The organism is Nocardioides yefusunii, assembly GCF_004014875.1.
GTDB lineage: Bacteria > Actinomycetota > Actinomycetes > Propionibacteriales > Nocardioidaceae > Nocardioides > Nocardioides yefusunii.
In genome coordinates this window covers 3,006,827-3,028,580 of sequence record NZ_CP034929.1, presented here as the reverse complement: position 1 = coordinate 3,028,580, position 21,754 = coordinate 3,006,827, and the positions used below count along the sequence as shown (strand labels likewise).

General features: G+C 69.8%; 17 protein-coding genes and 1 riboswitch. Of the genes, 13 read left to right on the top strand and 4 right to left on the bottom strand.

Annotated features, from left to right (window positions below; all coding sequences use genetic code 11):
• Positions 1-102: 102 nt before the first annotated feature.
• From EOV43_RS13945 to EOV43_RS13935, 3 genes are read left to right on the top strand one after another with little or no spacing between them, the layout of a single operon-like run.
• On the top strand, positions 103-900 hold the full coding sequence (locus EOV43_RS13945; protein WP_128221831.1) for an HAD family hydrolase: 798 nt from the start codon (positions 103-105) through the stop codon (positions 898-900).
• Positions 900-3,491 (top strand): glycoside hydrolase family 65 protein, encoded by a 2,592-nt coding sequence (locus tag EOV43_RS13940; protein WP_128221830.1) that lies wholly within the window; start codon positions 900-902, stop codon positions 3,489-3,491. Before EOV43_RS13945 ends, EOV43_RS13940 begins: the two co-directional genes overlap by 1 nt.
• Positions 3,492-3,522: 31 nt before the next feature.
• Positions 3,523-4,011 (top strand): hypothetical protein, encoded by a 489-nt coding sequence (locus EOV43_RS13935; protein ID WP_128221829.1) that lies wholly within the window; start codon positions 3,523-3,525, stop codon positions 4,009-4,011.
• A 74-nt stretch (positions 4,012-4,085) separates the two neighbouring features.
• Here the strand turns inward: EOV43_RS13935 and cls are convergent, their stop codons facing one another.
• A complete protein-coding gene (gene cls, locus EOV43_RS13930; RefSeq protein WP_239022139.1) occupies positions 4,086-5,573 on the bottom strand; it encodes a cardiolipin synthase in 1,488 nt (495 codons plus the stop codon).
• 84 nt (positions 5,574-5,657) lie between these two features.
• Positions 5,658-6,653: an alpha/beta hydrolase gene (locus EOV43_RS13925; protein WP_164878661.1), complete on the bottom strand. Its 996-nt coding sequence runs from the start codon at positions 6,651-6,653 to the stop codon at positions 5,658-5,660.
• Positions 6,654-6,855: 202 nt separating this feature from the next.
• Here EOV43_RS13925 and EOV43_RS13920 point away from each other — a divergent pair, with 202 nt between their 5' ends.
• A complete protein-coding gene (locus EOV43_RS13920; protein WP_128221827.1) occupies positions 6,856-8,082 on the top strand; it encodes an oxygenase MpaB family protein in 1,227 nt (408 codons plus the stop codon).
• A 122-nt stretch (positions 8,083-8,204) separates the two neighbouring features.
• On the opposite strand, the gene EOV43_RS13915 is transcribed toward EOV43_RS13920, so the two are convergent.
• A complete protein-coding gene (locus tag EOV43_RS13915; protein ID WP_128221826.1) occupies positions 8,205-8,615 on the bottom strand; it encodes a RidA family protein in 411 nt (136 codons plus the stop codon).
• A 169-nt stretch (positions 8,616-8,784) separates the two neighbouring features.
• Positions 8,785-8,911, top strand: a riboswitch (TPP riboswitch).
• Between EOV43_RS13915 and EOV43_RS13910 the strand changes: the two genes are divergently transcribed.
• The 6 genes from EOV43_RS13910 (at position 8,903) to EOV43_RS13885 (ending at position 17,317) form a co-directional block, all read left to right on the top strand.
• Entirely contained in the window at positions 8,903-9,988 is a 1,086-nt protein-coding gene (locus EOV43_RS13910) for a thiamine ABC transporter substrate-binding protein (protein ID WP_128221825.1), read from the top strand. It overlaps the preceding riboswitch by 9 nt.
• 49 nt (positions 9,989-10,037) lie before the next feature.
• On the top strand, positions 10,038-11,702 hold the full coding sequence (locus EOV43_RS13905) for an ABC transporter permease (RefSeq protein WP_239022138.1): 1,665 nt from the start codon (positions 10,038-10,040) through the stop codon (positions 11,700-11,702).
• Positions 11,702-12,766, top strand: coding sequence for an ABC transporter ATP-binding protein (locus tag EOV43_RS13900; protein ID WP_128221824.1), 1,065 nt, complete (start codon positions 11,702-11,704; stop codon positions 12,764-12,766). Before EOV43_RS13905 ends, EOV43_RS13900 begins: the two co-directional genes overlap by 1 nt.
• A gap of 75 nt (positions 12,767-12,841) precedes the next feature.
• Positions 12,842-13,966: a phosphatase PAP2 family protein gene (locus EOV43_RS13895; protein ID WP_239022137.1), complete on the top strand. Its 1,125-nt coding sequence runs from the start codon at positions 12,842-12,844 to the stop codon at positions 13,964-13,966.
• Between the two features lie 384 nt (positions 13,967-14,350).
• Complete coding sequence (locus EOV43_RS15595) at positions 14,351-15,220, top strand: C40 family peptidase (protein WP_206611334.1); 870 nt, start codon at positions 14,351-14,353, stop codon at positions 15,218-15,220.
• A gap of 96 nt (positions 15,221-15,316) precedes the next feature.
• On the top strand, positions 15,317-17,317 hold the full coding sequence (locus EOV43_RS13885) for an acyl-CoA dehydrogenase family protein (protein ID WP_128221823.1): 2,001 nt from the start codon (positions 15,317-15,319) through the stop codon (positions 17,315-17,317).
• 160 nt (positions 17,318-17,477) lie between these two features.
• Here the strand turns inward: EOV43_RS13885 and EOV43_RS13880 are convergent, their stop codons facing one another.
• Positions 17,478-17,963: an inorganic diphosphatase gene (locus tag EOV43_RS13880; RefSeq protein ID WP_128221822.1), complete on the bottom strand. Its 486-nt coding sequence runs from the start codon at positions 17,961-17,963 to the stop codon at positions 17,478-17,480.
• Between the two features lie 194 nt (positions 17,964-18,157).
• On the opposite strand from EOV43_RS13880, the gene dacB reads away from it, so the two are divergent.
• Genes dacB through tilS form a run of 3 tightly spaced genes read left to right on the top strand, consistent with a single transcriptional unit; the run spans position 18,158 to position 21,753 of the window.
• Positions 18,158-19,612, top strand: a complete 1,455-nt coding sequence (gene dacB, locus EOV43_RS13875) for a D-alanyl-D-alanine carboxypeptidase/D-alanyl-D-alanine endopeptidase (protein WP_164878662.1) — start codon at positions 18,158-18,160, stop codon at positions 19,610-19,612.
• A gap of 39 nt (positions 19,613-19,651) precedes the next feature.
• Entirely contained in the window at positions 19,652-20,743 is a 1,092-nt protein-coding gene (locus EOV43_RS13870) for a zinc-dependent metalloprotease (protein WP_239022136.1), read from the top strand.
• Positions 20,740-21,753, top strand: a complete 1,014-nt coding sequence (gene tilS / locus EOV43_RS13865; protein ID WP_128221820.1) for a tRNA lysidine(34) synthetase TilS — start codon at positions 20,740-20,742, stop codon at positions 21,751-21,753. Before EOV43_RS13870 ends, tilS begins: the two co-directional genes overlap by 4 nt.
• Position 21,754: the final 1 nt, after the last annotated feature.

Below are 21,754 nucleotides of genomic sequence, written 5' to 3'. Positions count from 1 at the left end.
GACGTCCCGGAGGTGGGGTGTGGGGGAGGGACGGTGTTGCAGGTGTGTGAACTCGCGTGGAACGCCCTCGCCCATCCACCAGCACCGATCTAGGGTCGGGGAATGAGCCAGACGGTGAACCTGCGGGTGGGTGCGTTCCTGTTCGACCTCGACGGGGTGTTGACCCCCACGGCCCAGGTGCACATGCGTGCCTGGGGCGAGATGTTCGACGAGTTCCTCACGCGTGACGACGTCGGGCTCGGCGGGGCGCTCGACGTCGACGCCCGCCCCTGGAGCGACGCCGACTACCACGCCCACGTCGACGGCAAGGCGCGCTTCGACGGGGTCCGCGACTTCCTCGCCACCCGCGGGATCGCGCTCCCGGAGGGCTCTCCCGACGACGGCCCCGGCGACGTCACCGTGCGTGGGCTCGGCGCCCGCAAGAACGACGCGTTCAACGCCGTCCTGGCCCGTGACGGGGTGCAGGCCTACCCCGGTTCGGTGCTGCTGCTCGACGCCCTGCGTGATGCCGGAACCCCGGTCGCGGTGGTGTCGTCCTCGCGCAACGCGCCCGTGGTGCTCGCCGCAGCCGGGCTCGCGGACCGGTTCGAAGTGGTCGTCACCGGCGCCACCGCCGAGGAGCGCGGGCTGCCCGGCAAACCTGCCCCCGACATGTTCCTGCACGCCGCGGCGCTGCTGGGGGTGCCGTCGGCCGACTGCGTCGTCGTCGAGGACGCCGTCTCGGGGGTCAAGGCCGGTGCCGCGGGCGGGTTCCGGGCCGTCGTCGGCGTGGACCGGGGTGCTGGCCCCGACGTGCTGTTCGCTGCCGGCGCCGACCTGGTGGTCTCCGACCTCGCCGAACTGCTGCCGGCCGACGTCGTCGCTGCCGCGCGTGCTGCCTCCGAGCAGGGAGAGGCCTGATGCGCACCGAGATCCCCGAGCACCGGTTCGGCTCCGACCCGTGGCGGCTGGTCCAGGAGGTCGTCGACCCGGCCCACTTCGGCACCGACGAGACCCTCTTCTCCCTCGGCAACGGCTACCTCGGGGTCCGGGCGACGCCCGAGGAGGGCCGCGTCGCGGTCGCACCCGGGACGTTCCTCAACGGCTTCCACGAGACCTGGCCGATCAAGCACGCCGAGGCCGCCTACGCCTTCGCCCGGACCGGTCAGACCATCCTCAACGCCCCCGACGCGACCGTGATGAAGGTGTACGTCGATGACGAGCCGCTCGTCATCGGTGAGTCCGAGGTCGAGACCTTCTCCCGCGTCCTCGACATGGAGGCGGGGCTGCTGCGTCGCTCGTTGGTGTGGCGCACCCCGTCGGGGCGTCGGGTGCGGGTGGAGTCCACCCGGATGGTGTCGATGGAGCAGCGCCACCTCTCGGTGCTCACGCTGGAGGTGACCGTCCTCGACGGCGACGCCCCGGTGGTCGTCTCCTCCCAACTCCTCAACCGCCAGGACGGACAGGACGACTACCACGTCAACCGCCCCGAGGACGGGGAGTTGCCGGTCGAGGCGCTCGCCGACCCGCGCAAGGCCGGTGCGTTGGAAGGACGTGTCCTGCACCCCGCGCACCACGGCCACGATGACGGACGTCTGGCGCTCGGCTTCGTCACCCACTCCTCCCAGGTCGCGGTCGCGGTGGCCGCCGAACACCGCGTCCACGGGGTCGCCGACGACGACCTCGACCTCCGTCTGGGTTCCTCCCACGACCGCGCCAAGGCCGTCTTCCGGTTCACCGGTCGTGAGGGCGCCCCGGTGCGGATCGAGAAGTTCGTCGTCCACCACACCGCTCCGGAGGTCGCCGCCGGAGAGCTCGCCGACCGGTGCGACCGCACCCTCGACCGGGCCCTGGAGGCCGGGGTCGAGGCGCTGCACGCCGAGCAGCGGGCCTGGTTCGACGGCTTCTGGGACGTCGCCGACGTCCGGGTGCAGACCGACGGCGCCGACGCCGACCAGGCCGGCCGCATGCAGCAGGCCGTCCGGTTCAACCTGTTCGCGCTGGTCCAGCAGTCCGCTCGCGCCGACGGCCTCGGGATCGCCGCCAAGGGTGTCAGCGGCTCCGGGTACGAGGGCCACTACTTCTGGGACACCGAGATCTACGTCGTCCCGTTCCTGACGTACACACTTCCGCACGCAGCCCGCAACGCCCTGCACTTCCGGCGCACGATGCTGCCCGCTGCCCGCAATCGGGCCGCAGAGATGGCGCAGTCCGGAGCCCTCTTCCCATGGCGCACCATCAACGGCGAGGAGGCCTCGGCCTACTACGCCGCCGGCACCGCCCAGATGCACATCAACGGCGACATCGTCTACGCGTTGATGAAGTACGTCCTCGCCTCGGGCGACATCGAGTTCCTGCGTGGCGAGGGCGCCGACATCCTCGTCGAGACCGCCCGGATGTGGCACGACCTCGGGTTCTTCTCCCGACGCGAGGGCAAGGAACGCTTCGAGATCCACTCCGTCACCGGACCCGACGAGTACACGACGGTGGTCAACAACAACCTCTTCACCAACCTGATGGCCCAGTTCAACCTGGAGGCCGCCTACCGGGTGCTGCGACGGATGCGGGTCAGTGACCCTGACGGGCACCGGATGCTGGTGGAGCGTCTCGGTGTCACCCGCGCCGAGGTGGACAGCTGGGAACGCTGCGCGACGTTGATGAAGATCCCGTTCGACGAAGGCCTCGGCGTCCACCCCCAGGACGACGCGTTCCTGGACCGCGAGGTGTGGGACCTGACCCGCACCCCACCGGAGAAGCGCCCACTGCTGCTCAACTACCACCCGCTGGTGATCTACCGCTTCCAGGTGCTCAAGCAGGCCGACGTCGTCCTGGCGTTGTTCCTGCACGGCGACCGCTTCACCTCCGAGCAGAAGCGTGCCGACTTCGAGTACTACGACCCGATCACCACCGGCGACTCCACGCTCTCGGCGGTCGTGCAGTCGATCATGGCCGCCGAGGTCGGGTACCACGAGGTGGCATCGGCGTACTTCGCCAAGGCTCTCGACACCGACCTCGGTGACCTGCACTCCAACACCGTCGACGGGATCCACGTCGCGTCCGCGGGCGGGGTGTGGAGCGGGCTCGTCTTCGGGTTCGGTGGCATGCGCGACCACGCCGTGCGGGACGAGAACCTGCCCGACTACGGAGCTCGCCTCGCCTTCGACCCACGTCTGCCTGCGGACTGGACGTCGTTGTCGTTCACCGTCGCGTGGAAGGGGTCGCGGCTCGACGTCGTGGTGCGTCAGGAGGCGATCGACCTGATGGTCCGCGACGGTGGTCGAGCGATGACGGTGTGGGTGCGCGGGAAGGCTGTCGAGGTCCTCCCGGGAGAGACCACGACGGTGCCGCTGGCAGACCACGGGCCGCGGATCGACGGGTTGCTGGGCGACAAGCCGCACATCGGTGGCCTGCGCGCCGACGGCTCGCGGATCACCGCCGGGGTGCCGAGCAGCGCCGAGGACCGTCACGAGACGCTGGACCCGTACGCGGACTGGCACGACCTCGCCGACTGATCGGTCAGGTTGTACGGGTTATTTTGGGGTGGTGACCCAGCACCTCACCGACATTCACCTCCAGGTCCTCGTCTTCATGTCCCTCTTGGGTGAGGCGACTGAGTACGACGTCGCGCACGTCAGCGACCTGCCCGCGGAGGACTGCGAGGCGGAGTTCCTCGACCTCGCCGCGACCGGCCTGGCCAAGTGGGGCGGCGGTTCGGCCGGGTGGCGGATCACCGACCTGGGCCGAGCCGAGCACGCCAAGCGGGTCCGTCGTGAACTCGACGCCCTCGAGCACGACGAACCCGGCACCGAGGCGCTCGTGCGCGCCACCCTGGACGCCGTCACCCGGGCCGGGGGCGACTCCGGCGACGACCAGGCGGCGGTGCTGGCTGCGACCGACGCGTTGGTGGCCCGGATGCGCCGCTTCGGCGCCTACTCGCGTCGTCTGGCCGCTGCCGCGCGCGGTGAGGGCGACGAGAAGTGGGCCGACGTCCGGGACATGCTCGTGACGGATCTCGAACTCACCCTCGGCTGACCCCTCCGCCACGAACCCCACCGGTTTGAGTCGTCATTTCGACGAAATCACGACTCAAACCGGTGGGGTCCGAGTCACTGCAGTGCGCTGGTGAGACGGAAGACGTTGTCGAGGTACTTCTGACGTCGGGGACGGCTCTCCCACGCCGCCAGCGTCAGCTCCCGCGACAGTTCGCGGTAGGTGTCCTCGACGCCCCGCATCGCGGTCACGGCCCGATCGTCGAAGAGCACCAGCGACAGTTCGTAGTTGAGCGCGAACGAACGCGGATCCATGTTGGAGGAGCCGATCACCGCGACGTCGTCGTCGACGCTGAAGTGCTTCGAGTGCAGGACGTACGGCTTGGGGTAGAGGTGGATCCGGACCCCGGCCTCCAGGAGTTCGCGGTAGTACGACGCCTGGGCGTGGCCCACCATGAACTGGTCGGCCTGCTCGCAGACGAAGAGCTCCACCTCGACGCCCCGTTGGGCCGCCGTCGTCACCGCGTAGAGCAGCGACTCGTCGGGCACGAAGTACGGGCTGGTGATCGAGAGACGTCGTTCGGCGGCGTACATCAGTGACGTGAACAGCCGCAGTGTGTTGTCGGTGGGGTAGCCCGGGCCCGAGGGCACCAGCTGGGTGGTGACCTCGCTGATTGCTCCGTCGAGTGCCGCCACCTGACCGGTCGCGCCCTGGTGGCGCACGTGCAGGACCTCGTCGGTCTCGACCCACCAGTCGGAGGCGAAGACGGCCTCCAACGACGCGACCGCCGGGCCCTCGAGTTCGACGACGAGCTCGACCCATTTCCGTCCGGCCTTGTGGTTCTTCGGCTTGTTGTAGCCGGGCTCGGTGAGGTTGAGCGACCCGGTGAACCCCACCTGTCCGTCGACGACGACGAGCTTGCGGTGGTTGCGCAGGTCGGGGCGGCGGAACTTCCCCTTGAGTGGCTTGATCGGCAGCATCGCGTGCCAGTCGATGCCGGCCTCGTCGAGGAACTTCACCATGTGTTCGTGCCCGGGGATCCCGCGTGAACCGATGTGGTCGAAGAGGAACCGCACCGTCACGCCGCGCTGCACGGCGTCGGCCAGCGCGGTGAAGAACGGGCGGGTCTCGTCGTCGAGGGCAGCGATGTAGAACTCGACGTCGACGTAGTGCTGGGCGGCCTCGACCCGACGGGTCATCGCGGCGAGTGCGGCGGTGTAGTCGGGCTCGAACCGGATCGTGTTGTCGGCCAGCAACGGGAGTGCTCCGAGCTGGCGGTTCAGGGCGACCGTGCCGTGCACGGCGGGCCGGAAGTGTGACGCGGTGGCGGGTTCGGGGACGTCCTCGGTCCGGCTGCGGATGAGTTCGTTGACCTGCGCGATCTTGTCGTGACGACGACGCCCCACCCGGTTGGTGCCGAAGAACGAGAACCCCAGCAGGCCGATGACGGGGTTGAGCAGCACCAGCAGCAGCCACGCCATGCCGGTGGACGGTTTGCGGCGCCCCGGGATCACCCCGAGCGCGACGAAGCGCATGGAGAGGTCCACCACCACCCAGGTGGCGGCGGCGAGGACGGGCCAGGTGGTCCAGTCGGACAGCTGCACGGCGCCGAGCCTAGGGGTGCGACGGCCTCGGCGGGGCGGCTGTGGCCGTTCCGTGCCCTCGCGCGAGCGGAGCGAGCGGGAACCTCAGGCCAGGAAGTCGAGCACCTGGGTGAACGCACGCCGTGCTTCGGGCACGAACGGCGGGAAGATCGAGTAGACGTGCAGCAGGTCCGGTTCCTCGATCGAGGTCAGGTTCCAGCCGGCCGCGTCGGCCCGCTTCTGCAGGAGTCGGCAGCCGGGCATCAACAGGTCGCGGGTGCCGTAGAGCTGCAGCGCGCGCGGCAGCCCGGTGAGGTCACCGAAGACGGGGGAGAGTTCCCACCGCGCGAGGTCGTCGCCGCCGGCCCACCATGCGGCCTGGACGTTGCCCTCGTCGATGTCGAGCCACGGGTCAACCTTCGCGACCTCGTACGTCTCTGGCGTGGAGACCGTCAGGTCCACCCACGGCGCGTGCAGCAGGAGTCGCTCCGGCTGCGGGCCGCCGTGGTCGCGCAGCCCCTGGGCGATCGAGAGCGCGTAGCCGCCGCCCGCGGAGTCGCCCGAGAGCGTGACCGGACGCTCGCCGACCCGGGACGCGTGTGCCGCCCACCGGGCAGCGGTCTCCACCAGCGCGGAGTGCGAGTCACGCCAGGTGTGCACGGGCGCGAGCGGGTAGTCGGGCAGCACGATCCGGGCGTCGAGAGCGTTCGCGAGCCGGCTCGTCCAGAGCAGGTGGAACGGGCTGAGTCCGGAGACGTAGCTGCCGCCGTGCAGGTGCATCACCGTGCGGGTGGGGGTGCGTCCCGCGGGCGCGAAGACGTAGGTGGGGAAGCCGGCGGAGTCGTCGACGACGAGGTCGAAACGACGGCGGAAGCCAGGGACGACGCCGGTGGGCAGGGGCCGGGGGCCGTGTGCGGTCTCGCGGATGTGGCGGGCGGTGAAGGCGCGCAGCATCGCGTCGGGGTCGGGGTCGGTGGTGCCGCGTCGCGGTCGGGACACGACGCGCCCGACGACGGCATGCGCACGGCTGGGGCGGGTGCGTCCGGCACGGCCCGCGGCGGGGGGTGCGTCGGGGGCGTTGCGTCGGGTCTCTCTGGCCACGACGACACCGTAGCGGCCGCTGATGCGGGGGCGTTTCGGTGAACAGTGAATCTTCTTGTTCATCATGAAAAAGGGTCATCCGAACAGTGCATATTCCGAAAAAAGTACATTGCGATTCACGTTCGGCCGCTGATAGTCCTGAAAAGGCGCATACGTATCCGCTCTCGCTTTGCTCCCTGACCGCTCTTTGAGGACGGAACACATGGAAGAACTCAGCAGACGCAATCTCCTGCGAGCCTCGGGGGCCGCAGCGGCCGTCGGGACCGTCGGCATGGCCGCGCCCACCTGGGCGTGGTCACCGGCCGGATCCCTCGCCGGAGCCAACGCCGGAACAGCCGCCCAGACCGACCCCAAGCACGTCTGGGACGACGAGGCCGACACCGTCGTCCGTGCCCTCTTCGAACGCGGTGAGGTCGCACGCGTCAACGACCTCCTCAAGAAGTGGGTCAAGAACAGCGACCCCCTGCCAGCCGGCCTCCCCGCCGACCTCGTCGCCTTCCTCGAGAAGGCCCGCAAACTTCCGTCGTGGGCGGACGAGAAGAAGCTCGCCGACGCCGTCACCTTCAACACCAAGCGCGGCCTCTACCTGGGTGTTCTGTACGGGTTCGTCTCCGGGATGGTCAGCACCGTCATTCCCCAGGAAGCCCTCGCCGTCTACTACTCCAAGGGCGGCTACAACCTGAAGGACCGCATCTCCAAGACCGCCAAGTTCGGCTACGACATCGGTTCACTCAACGCCTACAAACCCGGCGGCGAGATGATCGTGACCGCGGTCAAGACCCGCCTGGCCCACGCCGGTGTCCGGTACCTGCTGCCGCAGTCGCATACCTGGACCGGCCGTGCCCCCGAGGACGTCCCGATCTCCCAGGCCGACCTCCTCGTCACCTGGCACAGCCTGCCCACCCTCGTCATGCGGATGCTCAACGACTGGAAGGTGCCGATCCCGGCCAAGGAGTCCGAAGGGTTCCTGCACTCCTGGCAGGTCAGCGGCTACATGCTCGGACTCCGGGAGGAGTACATCCCCAAGAGCTGGGCCGCCGCGGAGGCGCAGGCCAAGATCGTCTTCGACCCGATCCTGCGTCCCACTCCTGAAGGTCTCAAGCTCGCCGACGCGCTCCTCGACCTCGGCAAGCAGATCGACGGCACGCTGCTGACCCGCGGCGTGCTCGAGGCCCTGACCCGCTACATGCTCGGTGAACAGATCGCGTCCTGGCTCAAGCTCACCCGGCAGCCGCTCTGGGACACGCTCCTGAAGGTGGCGTGGCGGCCGTTCGTCGCGGTCCGTGAAGGCATCCTGCCGCTGCCGTTCATGCCGGCGATGGCCTGGGCGTTCGACGAGATCCTGCGGCAGTTCGTCCTGCTGTACATGAGTGAGTTCCGCAAGATCCAGATCCAGATCCCGGTGGTCAACAACCCGGCGCACCCGTGAGGTCTGGGCCCTGAGGCTCTCGTGTCGGGGCTCGGGCTGAAGGCGAACGACAGGGCCCCCGGGGCGACCGGCATGGTCGTCCCAGGGGCCCTGGTTCTGCCCTGGTTCTGCTCGGGTCGTGCTCAGGCTGCGTCAGGGACGCAGGCGATCACCTTGATCTCGACGAGCTGGCCGGGGAAGGTCAACTCGGTGATGCCGATCGCGGTCCAGGCCGGGGGAACGTCCTGACGCGGGATGAACTTGTCCTTGACCGCGAGGAACGTGGGCAACTGCTCCTGCAGGTCGACGTGGAAGGTGGTCATCTCGACGATGTCCTCGTAGCCGCAGCCGGCGGCGGCCAGCACCTTGCCGACGTTCTCCCACGCCGCGGTGATGTGGTCCTCGAGCGAGGAGTCGATGACGTTCATCTCGGAGTCGCGTCCCACCTGACCAGCGGCGTAGACCATCTGGCCGACCTTGACCGCGGGGGCGTAGTTGAAGCGCTCGACGAGGTGGGCCATCTCTTCGGGGCAGACGAGTTCGCGCTGGGCCATGGGAGGGTCCTTTCGGTGGGGGGCACCCGGTGGAGGAGAACCGGACGAAAGAATTGTTGAACTTTGATGTTTCAACAATGTTGTGGCTCTGGTCCGGTTGCATGAACACTCCCCGCGTCCGGTGAACAACCCGTTTCCGGCGGGCCCGAGGCCCACGGCTAGGGTGTGCGGCAACAGACAGGGGAGCACGTCGGCCGGCAACGGTCGGCCAAGCGTGCTGAGAGTGCGGAACCGCCGCAGACCCTCCGAACCTGATCCGGTTAGCACCGGCGATAGGGAGTCCATCGATGACCGTGCGCACGCATGCCCACCTTCGTCCCACCGGCCGTCTCGCGGCCCTCACCGCCACGCTCGTCGCGGCCACGCTGTCCGTCAGCGGGTGCAGCGTCCTCGGCGGCAACGACGGCGACGCGCCGCAGGAGAACGTCGTCAGCCTCCTCACCCACGAGTCGTTCGAACTGCCCGACGACGTGATCGCGGAGTTCGAGTCGACCACCGGCCTGGAGCTCCGGGTGATCGCCGCAGGCGACGCCGGGTCGATCGCCACCGAGCTCGCACTCAACCCCGACAACCCGCGAGGCGACGTCGTCTTCGGGATCGACACCACCTTCGCCTCCCGGGTCCTCGACGCCGGCGCGTTCGCCGCTCACGGCGTCACCCTCCCGGCGGGCGCGGAGAAGTACGCGCTCGCCGAGGGTGCCGACCGTCTCGTCCCCGTCGACGAGGCCAACGTCTGCGTCAACGTCGACACCGACTGGTTCACGAAGCAGAAGATCGAGCCCCCGAAGACGCTCGACGACCTCCTCGACCCCACCTACCGCGACCTGCTCGTGGTGCCGGGCGCGAGCACGTCGTCTCCGGGTCTGTCGTTCCTGCTCGCCACGATCGCCGCGCAGGGCGACGACTGGCAGGAGTACTGGGCCGGCCTCCTCGGCAACGGCGCGAAGGTCGTCGACGGCTGGACCGAGGCCTACTACACCGACTTCACCGCCGCGTCGGAGAAGGGCAACCGGCCGATCGTCGTCTCCTACGACTCCTCGCCCGCCTTCACCCTCGACGGCGACCGCAGCACCACCGCGGCACTGCTCGACACCTGCTTCGCGCAGGTCGAGTACGCCGGAGTCCTCCGCGGCGCCGAGCACCCCGAGAACGCGAAGAAGCTGCTGGATTTCCTGCTCAGCAAGGACGTCCAGGACGTCCTCCCGGACTCGATGTACGTCTTCCCGGTCTCCGACGACGCGACCCTGCCCGCCGACTGGGCCAAGCACGCCGTTCAGCCGGACCCCGAGAAGGTGCTGGCCGTCAGCCCTGCCGAGATCGCTGAGAACCGCGAGACCTGGCTGCGGGCCTGGAACGACGTCGTCACCCGCTGACGACGCGCTCGACATCGGTGACGGCCCCGATCCGTGATGGTCTGGTGACGTGAACGCACCCCTCGGGTGGCGTCGTCCACTCACGTTCGTCGTTCTGGCGGCCCTCCCGGTCGCGGTGCTGGGGATCTTCTTCCTCCTGCCCGTGGCCGGGATGGTCGCCCAGGGCTTCGTCGTCGACGGCTCCTTCACCCTCGCCCCGGCGCTCGACGTCCTGACCCGCGAACGCACCGGGCGGGTCCTGGCCACGACGCTCGGACTCGCGGTCGCGGGCACGTCCTTCTCGTTGCTGTTGGGGCTGCCCGCGGCGTACTGCCTGAGCCGCCTCGATCTGCCCGGACGACGGGCGTTGCGGTCACTGCTGCTGGTGCCGTTCGTGCTGCCCACCGTGGTGGTGGGCGCGGCGTTCCGGCAGTTGCTGGGGGAGGGCGGTCCGCTCGGGTTCCTCGGGGTCGACGGCACCCTGACCGCGATCGTGCTCGGCCTGGCCTTCTTCAACGCCTCGGTGGTGATCCGCACTGTCGGTGCGGCCTGGGAGTCGCTCGACCCGCGTCCTGCCGAGGCCGCTGCAGCGCTGGGGGCGACCCCGCTGCAGGTGCTGCGGACGGTGACATGGCCGTCGCTGCGCCCTTCGGTGGTCTCCGCCGCGTCGGTGGTCTTCCTCTTCTGTGCGACCGCGTTCGGCATCGTCCTGACCTTGGGCGGCGTGCGGTACTCGACGGTGGAGACCGAGATCTACCTGCTCACCACCACCCTCTTCGATCTCCCCGGTGCGGCTGCGCTGTCGGTGGTGCAGTTGCTGGTGGTGACGGTGCTGCTCCTGGTCAGCGCCAAGGCCCGGGTCCCGGCGGCCCGGGTCCAGCGCCGCAGCGTCGCGCCGCGTCGTCCGTCCCGGCGCGACCTGCCGGCGCTCGTCGTGACCGCGCTCCTGCTGCTCCTCGTCCTGGCCCCGCTCTTCGCGCTGCTCCAGGGGTCGCTGCGGGTCAACACACCTGAGGGCTACGTCTGGGGGCTCGACAACTACCGCGCGCTGGCCGGGTCCGGTCCGGCTGCACCCACCCTCGCGGCCCCGGTGCTCGACGCGCTCGGCACCTCGCTGCGCACCGCCGTCGACGCGACCTGGATGGCGCTGCTGCTGGGAGCACTGGTCGCGCTGGTCGCGACCCGCCCCTCGCGCACCCGCGGTGAACGACGCGCCCGCGCCGTCCTGGACGGCCTCTTCATGCTGCCGCTCGGCGTCTCCGCGGTGACGCTCGGTTTCGGTCTGCTGATCACCCTCGACGAACCGCCGCTGGACCTGCGCAACTCGCCGCTGCTGGTGCCGCTGGCCCAGGCGCTGGTGGCGTTGCCGCTGGTGGTGCGGGTCCTGGTGCCGGTGCTCTCCGGGATCGACGACCGGCAACGTCAGGCCGCCGCCTCGCTGGGGGCAGGCCCGTTGCGAACGCTGGCCACCGTCGACCTGCCAGTGGTCTGGAAGCCGCTGCTGGCAGCCAGCGGGTTCGCGTTCGCGACGTCGCTGGGCGAGTTCGGTGCCACGTCGTTCCTGGCCCGCGGCGACGACGTCACGCTACCGCTGGTGATCTTCCGGCTCCTGGGGCAACCCGGTGCGAGCAACTATGGCACCGCGCTCGCGGCCGCCGTCGTCCTGGCCGTCGTGACCGCGACGGTGATGTCCCTCGTCGAGCGCCTGCGGGTGCCGGCCCAAGGAGCGTTCTGATGAGTGCCGATCACCCTGCTGATGACGCGGCTCCGACGGGTGTTGTTCCGCCGGAGGTGGCTCTGGCCGTCGAGCACGTCAACGTCGCCTACGACGGCGCCGACTTCGTCCGTGACGTCTCCCTGACATTGCCGCGCGGCGAGGTGCTGGCCGTGCTCGGCCCGTCGGGCTCGGGGAAGTCGACGTTGCTGCGAGCGGTCGCCGGCCTCGAACCCGTCACCGCCGGTCGGGTCACCTTCGACGGTGACGACCTCGCTCGCGTCCCCACCCACCGTCGCGGGTTCGCGCTGATGTTCCAGGACGGTCAGCTCTTCGACCACCTCGACGTCGCCGGCAACGTCGGTTACGCCCTGGGGCTGCGTCGGGTGCCGAAGGCGAAGGTCGCCGCCCGCGTCACCGAACTCCTCGACCTCGTGGGGCTCGCCGGCTACGGCTCGCGTCGCCCGGCCCAGCTCTCGGGCGGCGAACGTCAGCGCGTCGCCCTGGCCCGCGCCCTGGCGGTCGAGCCGCGACTGTTGCTGCTCGACGAACCTCTCTCCGCCCTCGACGCGGCACTGCGCGAGAGCCTCGCCGACGACCTGCGTCGGATCCTGCGGGCCTCGGGGACGACGGCCGTCATGGTCACCCACGACCACGAGGAGGCGTTCGCGGTCGCCGACCGGCTCGCGGTCCTCTTCGACGGACACCTCGAGCAGGAGGGGCCGATCGCACAGGTGTGGGCTGCTCCTGCAACGCCGCGCGCGGCAGCGTTCCTGGGATACGCCCACGTCCTGCGTGACGACGCGGCCCGCACCGTCGCGGCAGCGGCCGGCGTCGCCCTCGGACCGGCCGGGGTGCTCGCGGTGCGTCGTTCGGCGCTGCGCCTCATGGAGCCCGGGCGTCCGGGAGCGGCGCTGGAGGCGCAGGTGACGGCGTTGGCCTCCACGCCGGAGCAGGTCCGACTGCGGGTCGAGGTGGACGGCGCCGGGAGCCTCGACGCGGTCGCCCCGCTGGATGCCGGAGCGGTGGTGGGCGCGCAGGTCCGGCTGCGGGTCGACGTGAACCGGGTCGCCGTCGTCGGCTGAGCCGCGCGCCACACCTCTTCTCCTGCGTGGTCGAGGACACCCTCGGGCTCACCCCTGCACCCTTAGACTGACGGGGTGTACCGCCGTGCCTCCGTCGTCATGCTGGCGACCACCGCCTTGATAGGCCTCACCGCGCTGTTCTGCTCCTTGTGGCTGGACCGCGCCCTCGTCGACCCGGACGGCTTCCTCGGCCCGAGCTGGGTGCGACTGCCGATGCTGATCCTGTTCGCCCTGGTGGCCGACATGGTTCCGCAGTTCTTCTGGAAGGGGCGTGCCCGTCCCGGTCCCGGGTGGGCTGCGATCAAGGCGCGCTGGAAGGAGCACTGGACCAAGGAGCGTTGGGCCCTGGTGGTCCTGGGCATCGCCTGCTTCTACATCACCTACGTCTCCTACCGGAACGTGAAGTCGTACCTGCCGTTCATCATGGGTGAGGACAAGTACGACCGTGAGTTGCACGTCCTCGACCGGGCGCTCTTCTTCGGCCACGAGCCGGCGACGGTGCTGCACGACGTCCTGGGCACCGGCATCGCGGCGCACATCCTCTCGACCATCTACGTGACGTTCCTGCCGCTGGTCGCGGTGATGGTGGCGATCTACGCGGTGTGGTCGAAGAACATCCGCTTCGGCTACTGGTTCGTGGGCGGCCAGGTCCTGATCTGGACCCTCGGCACCGCGATGTACTACTGCCTGCCCACCCTGGGCCCCGGCTACCGCTACCCGTGGCTGTACTCCGACCTCCCGACGACGGGGGCCGGCGACCTGCTCGACGCCCTCTTCTACGGCCGCGCCAAGATCACCCACGGCGGGGTGGACGACGCGGTCCAGTCGATCGCCGCGTTTGCGTCGCTGCACACCGGCGTGACCCTGATCTGGGCGCTGATGATCCAGTACACGACGAAGTCGTTGGTCCTGAAGATCATCGCGTGGGGCAACTTCGTCATCACCGTCGTGGCGACCCTGTACTTCGGTTGGCACTACATCGCCGACGACATCGCCGGTGCCGCGATCGCGATGGTCTCCTTCCTGATCGCCGGGTGGGCTGCGGGGATCACGTTCACCAAGGAGGGGCTCAACGTCCCCAACCGGGCCGAGCGTGCGATCGAGAAGCAGCTCAAGGCCGAGCGCAAGGCGGAGCGTGCAGCCGAGAAGGCCGAGAAGGCTGCTGCCTCTGCGAAGTCGGAGAGCGCCGGCGTCAGCTGAGTTCTGTTCCGCGGCTCTCGTGAGCAGTGCTGGACCCCGTTTCCCCGTCTGGGGGAGCGGGGTCCAGACATTTCCGGGGACCTTTTTTCGTGCCTTCGCTCGGAGGGAGTCCCGGGGGAGTGGTGAGGATCGGCGCAGGTCACCGCGTAATGACACGCGTGTAACTCGAAAACTACACCGATGTAGTCCGTCAAGGGGACACGCCGTAGGGGCGAGATTTCTTCAGTAAAGATGTGGTCGATGGGGCGTGAGCGACCTAGCGTTCTCCATGTTGCACCGGATGGTGGGGAAGCCGTTCGAGTGCGCATCCGCCGCGGCGGGCCCCCACGCAAGTGACCCCAGGGCCTGCCGCGGCATCCAACTTCTCAGGAGCGAGGTGACGCCGTGCAGGACCTGCACCAGTGCGAGCCGGAGCTCCGAGCCAGCGCCGCCACCCGCTCTGCCCGACGCCCGCTGCGTCGCCTCGCCGCTGCAGTCGCAGTCCTGGCGCTGGCGGCCGGCACCGTCCAGACGATCGGCCTCGGAACCACTGCCCCGAACGCTGAGGCCCAGCGGGCAGAGTTCGAGCGTCCCACCGCTGCCCAGGTGCTCGCTCGCGGCACCGTCGCGGCACCGTCCGAAGCCCTCGCCCTCGTCCAGGACCGTCCCGAAGTGGCCCGCGCCGTCCTGGCCCGCATCGCCCGCCAGCGCGACAGCGTGAAGACCCTCGCCAAACGTCCCGCGGCCCGCACCGGACTCGGCCTGCTCGAAGCCATCGCGCAGATCCCCGTCGCCGGTGCGCAGCCGCAGTCGATCGCCGACGACGGCGCCGGCGTCGGACTCAGCCTGGCCGACATGGCGACCTACGGCGTCCCCTACGAGGCCCCCGCGACCGAGGCCAAGGCCACCGCGTCGGCCGCCAAGGCGATCGCCTTCGCCGCGGCCCAGATCGGCGACCCCTACCTCTACGGCGCCACCGGCCCTGACGCCTGGGACTGCTCCGGCCTCACCGGTGCGGCGTGGAAGGCCGGCGGCAAGACCCTGGCGCGTCGTTCCGTCGACCAGTACCTCGCCTCGACGCCCGTCGCAGCCACGGCGCTGCGCCCCGGTGACCTCGTCTTCTGGGCCAACGACCCCGCGAAGCCGTCGACGATCTTCCACGTCGCTCTCTACGTCGGCGACGGCCAGATCATCCACGCCCCGCGCACCGGGCGCCCTGTGGTCAAGGAATCGATCGGCTACTGGCGCCCGGCCGACTTCCACGGCCGTCCCTGACGCTCGGCGTCCAGCGGAGCCCGGGTGCAGGACTTCGGGTGCAGGAGTCGCACGTCACCCTCCCCGATCGGGGGGAGGAGCGGTTAGCCTCCGTGCATGAGTGACGAGAACGCCGCCGTCCGTCCGACCGACACCGCTGCCGACGCTCCTGCAGCCACTACGCCGCGGCCCGACGTCGCATCCCTCACCGCGCTCCTCGACGGTGAGTACGCAGCCGTCCGCCAGAGGGTTCGCGAGGTCCTGCCCGAGCACGCCGACCTCCTCGCCGAGGCCGAGACGTTGCCCAAGGAGGCGTTCCGCGAACGGGTCAAGGAGACTGTCCTCGACCTCACTGCTGACGGCCACACGGTGCTCGGCCTGCCCACCGCGTACGGCGGAGGCGGCGACATCGGGGCGTCGATCGCCGCGTTCGAGACCCTCGCCAACGGCGACCTGTCGGTGATGACGAAGGTCGGCGTCCAGTTCGGCCTCTTCGGCGGCGCGATCCTGCAGCTCGGCACCGCGAAGCACCACGACCGGTGGATGGCCGACATCGTCGGCGGACGTCTCCTGGGTTGCTTCGCGATGACGGAGACCGGCCACGGCTCCGACGTCGCCTCGGTCGGCACGGTGGCTCGCTACGACGCCGCCACCGACGAGTTCGTCGTCACCACCCCCGACGACGCCTCGCGCAAGGACTACATCGGCAACGCTGCCGCCCACGGTGAGCTCGCCGTCGTCTTCGCCCAGCTCGAGGTCAACGGCGAACGCCACGGCGTGCACGCCCTCGTCGTCCCGATCCGCGTCGACGGCCAGCCCGCTCCGGGCGTCCGGATCGAGGACTGCGGCCACAAGCTGGGCCTCAACGGCGTCGACAACGGACGCCTCTGGTTCGACGACGTCCGGGTCCCGCGGGAGAACCTGCTCGACCGCTTCGCCTCGGTCAGTGCCGAGGGCGTCTACTCCTCGCCGATCGAGTCCCAGGGACGCCGCTTCTTCACCATGCTCGGCACGCTCGTGCAGGGCCGCGTCTCCGTCGGCGGCGCCGGCGTGACGGCGTCGAAGGTCGCGCTGACGATCGCGGTGAACTACGCCGACCGTCGTCGTCAGTTCGAGGCGGGGGAGAAGGGCGTCGAGCAGCTCCTCCTCGACTATGGCATGCACCAGCGTCGCCTGCTGCCGCTGATCGCGCGCACCTACGCCCTCAACTTCGCCCAGGAGGTCTTGGTCGGCAACCTGCACAGCGTCTTCACCGCCAGCGCGAACGGCCAGGAGGTCGACGAGAAGGACCGCAAGCTGTTGGAGTCCCGTGCGGCGGGCACGAAGGCGCTGGCCACCTGGCACGCCACCCGCACCATCCAGGAGTGCCGCGAGGCGTGCGGCGGAGCGGGGTACCTGAGCGTCAACCGGTTCGCGGCGCTCAAGGCCGACACCGACGTCTTCACGACGTTCGAGGGCGACAACCACGTCCTGCTGCAGCTGGTCGCCAAGGGCCTGCTCACCGACTACTCCGGCGGATTCAGCAACCTCGACCAGTTCGGGATGGTGAAGTTCGTGGCGGGCCTCGCCGTCGACACCGTCGTGGAGAGGACCGCTGCCCGACGCCTCCTGGAGCGGGTCAAGGACGTCCTGCCCGGCGGCAAGGAGGACCACTGGGACGTCGAGGCCGGGATCCTCGACACCGACTACCAGCTGGCGATGTTCCGGTTCCGCGAGGAACACCTCGTCGAGACCGCTGCCCGACGGATCCAGGGTGGGGTGAAGGCCGGACGTAACCCCGGGGAGGTCTTCTCCGACGTCCAGGACCACGTCCTGGCCACGGCCCGCGCCCACGTCGAGCGACTGGTGTTCGAGGCGTTCGTCGACAAGGTCAAGGCGATGGAAGACGGCGACGAGCGCTACGCGATGGAGCTGCTCCTCGACCTGCACGCCCTCTCGACGATCGAGGCCGACCGCGCCTGGTTCATCGAGCACGGCCGCCTCTCGACGCCGCGTTCGAAGCAGATCACCGTCGAGGTCAACAACCTGTGCCGCAAGGTCCGCCCGATCGCCACCGACCTGGTCGACGCGTTCGCGGTGCCCGAGGAACTGCTCCGCGCCGAGGCCCTGCGTTCCTGACGCTCGCTCGCTCCGCTCGCTGGCGCAATTGTCGGATTGATGCCACTGCCACGGCGTGTCAGCGCATCAATCCGACAGTTCCGCGGGAAATCCGCGGGCACAAGCCACGAGGGCCCCGCACACCGAAGTGTGCGGAGCCCTCGTCGTCAGGCTGTGGGTCTCAGTGACCGGCCTCGGCGAAGCGCTTGCGGGAGGCCTCGATCTCGGCCTCGGCCTCGGCCTTGCCGACCCAGTCGGCGCCGATGACGTGCTTGTTCGGCTCGAGGTCCTTGTAACGCTCGAAGAAGTGCTTGATCGCGTCCAGCTCGAACTGGGAGACGTCGCTCAGGTCCTGGATGTGGTCGAAACGCACGTCGGTGGGGACGCAGAGAACCTTGTCGTCGCCGCCGGCCTCGTCGACCATCTTGAACATGCCGATGGCGCGAGCCTCGACCAGGACACCCGGGAAGACCGACTGCGGCAGGAGCAGCATGGCGTCCAGCGGGTCGCCGTCGTTGCCGAGGGTGTCCTCGATGTAGCCGTAGTCGGTCGGGTAACCGAAGGAAGTGAAGAGGTAACGGTCCAGGCGGACACGCCCGGTCTCGTGGTCGACCTCGTACTTGTTGCGGTCGCCCTTGGCGATCTCGACCGTGACGTCGAACGACATGCTTCTTTCACCTCAGTCATCGTGTGTTGCAAAGAATGGGGGCGGCGTCGCGAACGCTCCGGTGCGGAGCCTCGTGCGTCACCTGCCGTGGAACCCGCACCTGCTCCGGAGGATCTCCGCATGGGGTGTCGAGGCACAGCCATCGTCCAGTCTCGCGCACAATGGCCCCCAGAACACACTCGAAGGGGACATTCGTGAGCCGACGTGACCAACGGAACGGTACGCGCGGGAGTCGTCGCGCCCCGAGACGGGTCGCGATCTGGGCGCCCACGGTGCTGGTGGTCGGTGTCCTCGGTGTCGCTGTCGCCGCGGACCACTTCGCCTGGGGGCCCCGCTATCTGGGGTGGACGAGCGACGCCGTGAGCGACGGCCCCGTCGCCGCACCTGAGATCCTCGGCCTCGGCGCGGTGCCCACGGCACCTGCTGTCGCCGACGAAGCACCCGAGGCCGCGCTCGACGCGGCAGCGATCCGCAAGGCCACCCGTTCGGCGCTGCGCGACGACTCCCTGGGCAAGCACGTGGTTTCCCTCGTTGCGACGCTGGACGGCACCCCCGTCTTCTCCTCCGGGGACGACCGGCTCACGCCCGCGTCCACCGCAAAGATCCTCACCGGTGTCGCTGCCCTGGAGACCCTGGGGCCCGACCACCGCTTCACCACGAGCGTCGAGGTCGGTGCCGACGTCGACGAGATCGTCCTGGTCGGCGGCGGAGACCCCTACCTCCGCGCCGAGCCCGCCCCGAACGGTTCGTTCCCCGAGCAGGCCGACCTGACGACGCTCGCGTTCGAGACCGCCACCGCGCTCACTGAACGTGGCACTACGTCGGTCAAGCTCTCCTACGACGCCTCCCTCTTCACCGGTCCGGCCGACAACCCCGAGTGGGAGGCCGGTTACGTCGGTGAGGAGGTCGTCTCCCCGATCAGTGCGCTCTGGGTCGATCGCGGCGTCGATCCCGACTCCGGACGACGCGTCCCCGATTCCGCCGCCGCGGCAGCCCAGGTCTTCGCCGACGCACTGGAGAAGCGGGGCGTCTCCGTCTCCGGTCCGCAGTCCGGTGAGGTCGCCGCCGACGCCGAGGTGCTGGCCAGCGTCGACTCCGCACCCGTCTCCCAGATCGTCGAGCGGGTCCTGGAGGTCTCCGACAACGAGGGCGCCGAGGTGCTCTCGCGCCACGTCGGGATCGCGGTCGAGGACGACGGCTCGTTCGTCGCCGGCTCGGAGTCGGTGCTGTCCACCCTGACCGAGCTGGGCGTCGACGTCTCCGGTGACGTCCTCCTCGACGGCTCCGGCCTCTCCCGCAAGAACCACCTCAGCGCCACCACGCTCGTCGCGGCGCTGGCCCTGGCTGCCTCCGACGACGACCCCCGCCTGCGTCCGGCCATCGACGGCCTGCCGGTGGCCGGGTTCACCGGATCGCTGAACAGCCGCTTCGACGTCGCCGCCGACGACGGTCTGGGCAAGGTCCGCGCCAAGACCGGCACGCTGACCGGCGTCCACGTCCTGGCCGGCATCACCACCGATGCAGCCGGCGTCCCGATGCTGTTCGTCGTCGGTGCCGACAAGGTCCCGGTCGAGAAGACGCTGCAGGCCCGCGCCACCCTCGACCAGTTCGCCGCCGCGCTCGCCGGCTGCGTCTGCTCACCTTCCTGAGCAGCCCCGCGCTGACCCGGTGCCAGATACTGTCGGGGCATGAGTGAGCGCAGCGCCACCGACCAGCCGTCGATGATCGACTGGGACTTCGCCGTCAGCTTCGGTGCGCGCACCGCGAAGCGGCCACCGGAGATCACCCCCGAGGACGCTGCCCAGGCGGTCGCCGAGCTCCGTGCCGGAGCGGCGCGTTCGGCCGAGCTCGTCAACGACTGGTGCGAACTCGGTGGGGAGGTCGGTCTCGCCCCGCTCCTCGTCGTCGACCGTGAGGGATGGATCCGAGCCAACGCGAGCACGTTCGCGATGATGACCGAGCCGATGGTCGACCGGATCACCTCGAAGTCCGCGCGCCGCGGCATCACCCACGCCATCGGTTCCAAGGCCACCGGCGGCGAGGTCGGCGCCCTGCTCGGTTTCCTGTCCTCGCGGATCCTGGGCCAGTTCGACCCCTTCCACGGTGAGCACGGCAGGCTGATGCTGGTCGCTCCCAACGTCGTCCAGGTGGAACGCGACCTCGACGTCGACCCGGCTGTCTTCCGCCTCTGGGTCTGCCTCCACGAAGAGGCCCACCGGGTGCAGTTCACCTCGGTGCCGTGGCTGGCCGACCACGTCCGTGGCCTCGTGCAGCGCCTCACCGAGACCGTCGACACCTCGTCCTTCACGCCCGAGAAGATCAAGGACGTCCTCGCCACCGTGCGCGGCAACGCCGAGCGTCCCAGTGGCGGTCTCGCCGAGGCGCTCTCCTCGCCCGCGCAACGTGCGCTGATCGACGAGGTCACCGGCGTGATGTCGTTGCTGGAGGGCCACGCCGACTTCGTGATGGACGCCGTGGGCAACGAGGCGATCGGCCCCGACGCGGTCGCCGTGGTGCGCGCCAAGTTCAACGAACGACGCAAGGGCCTGGGCAGCATCGACAAACTGGTGCGACGCCTCCTGGGACTCGAGGCCAAGGCCGCCCAGTACCGCGACGGGTACCGCTTCGTGGAGACCGTCGTCGGGCAGGTCGGCAAGGACGGTTTCAACGCCGTCTTCAGCAGCCCCGAGACGTTGCCGAGCAAGGCCGAGATCCTCGACCCGGACGCCTGGATCGCCCGGATCCACCCCCAGAACGCAGAACAGGAGCAGTCCGAGTGACGCTGCAGTCCGACGTCGCCGCGGTGCGGTTGGCCGTTCGTCGTGAACTCACCGACCTCGAGGCCGCCCGCGGCCCGTCCGCCCTCGACGGTGCCGCCGGCGACCCTGTCGTCGTGGTTGCCGTCAGCGGGGGAGCGGACTCGCTCGCACTGCTCGCCGCGACCGTCTTCGAGACCCGCCGCAGCGCGTGGAAGGTGGTCGGCGCGACCGTCGACCACGGCCTCCAGGACGGCTCCGCGGAGCAGGCCCAGAAGGTGCTCGCCCAGATGCGGGCGATCGGGGTCGACGAGACCGTCGGGATCCGGGTCCAGGTCGAAGGTGCAGGTCAGGGTCCCGAAGCCGCGGCCCGTCAGGCCAGGTACGCCGTCCTCGACCAGGTTGCGGAGAAGTTCTCCGCCGACGCCGTCTTCCTGGGTCACACCCTCGACGACCAGGCCGAGACCGTCCTGCTGGGGCTGACGCGCGGCTCGGGCGGCAGGTCGATCGCCGGCATGCGCCCCGGCTTCGACCGCTACCGGCGTCCGCTGCTCGGCATCCGCCGCAGCCAGACCGAGGCGGCCTGCCGCCACGAGGAGCTCGACTTCTGGTCCGACCCCCACAACACCGACCCGCGCTACCTGCGCTCGCGGGTGCGGATGGACGTCCTGCCGGTGCTGGAGCGCGAGCTCGGTCCCGGCGTCGCGGAGACGCTGGCCCGCACCGCGGAGTCGTTGCGGGTCGACATGGAGGCCCTCGACGCGATGGCCGACAACTGGCTGCGACAGCCCGACGCCCTCGCCGTCGACGGGCTGTCGCAATTGCCTGCGGCCCTGCGCCGACGGGTGTTGCGCAGCGCCGCGGTGGCGTCCGGTGCGATTGATGCCGAACTGTTCCACGGTCACGTCCTGGCACTGGAGGAACTGGTCACCGCATGGCGTGGCCAGCGGTGGATCGACCTGCCCGGGCACCTGCGCGGCCTGCGTCGTGACGGGGTCGTGATCTTCGAGCGGGCACCGTCGCTCGACTCCTGAG

Coding starts and splice junctions, on each gene's coding strand:
- EOV43_RS13945 (WP_128221831.1), top strand. CDS start 103: ATGAGCCAGACGGTGAACCTGCGGGTGGGTGCGTTCCTGTTCGACCTC.
- EOV43_RS13940 (WP_128221830.1), top strand. CDS start 900: ATGCGCACCGAGATCCCCGAGCACCGGTTCGGCTCCGACCCGTGGCGG.
- EOV43_RS13920 (WP_128221827.1), top strand. CDS start 6,856: ATGGAAGAACTCAGCAGACGCAATCTCCTGCGAGCCTCGGGGGCCGCA.
- EOV43_RS13915 (WP_128221826.1), bottom strand. CDS start 8,615: ATGGCCCAGCGCGAACTCGTCTGCCCCGAAGAGATGGCCCACCTCGTC.
- EOV43_RS13910 (WP_128221825.1), top strand. CDS start 8,903: ATGACCGTGCGCACGCATGCCCACCTTCGTCCCACCGGCCGTCTCGCG.
- EOV43_RS13900 (WP_128221824.1), top strand. CDS start 11,702: ATGAGTGCCGATCACCCTGCTGATGACGCGGCTCCGACGGGTGTTGTT.
- EOV43_RS13885 (WP_128221823.1), top strand. CDS start 15,317: ATGAGTGACGAGAACGCCGCCGTCCGTCCGACCGACACCGCTGCCGAC.
- EOV43_RS13880 (WP_128221822.1), bottom strand. CDS start 17,963: ATGTCGTTCGACGTCACGGTCGAGATCGCCAAGGGCGACCGCAACAAG.
- EOV43_RS13870 (WP_239022136.1), top strand. CDS start 19,652: ATGAGTGAGCGCAGCGCCACCGACCAGCCGTCGATGATCGACTGGGAC.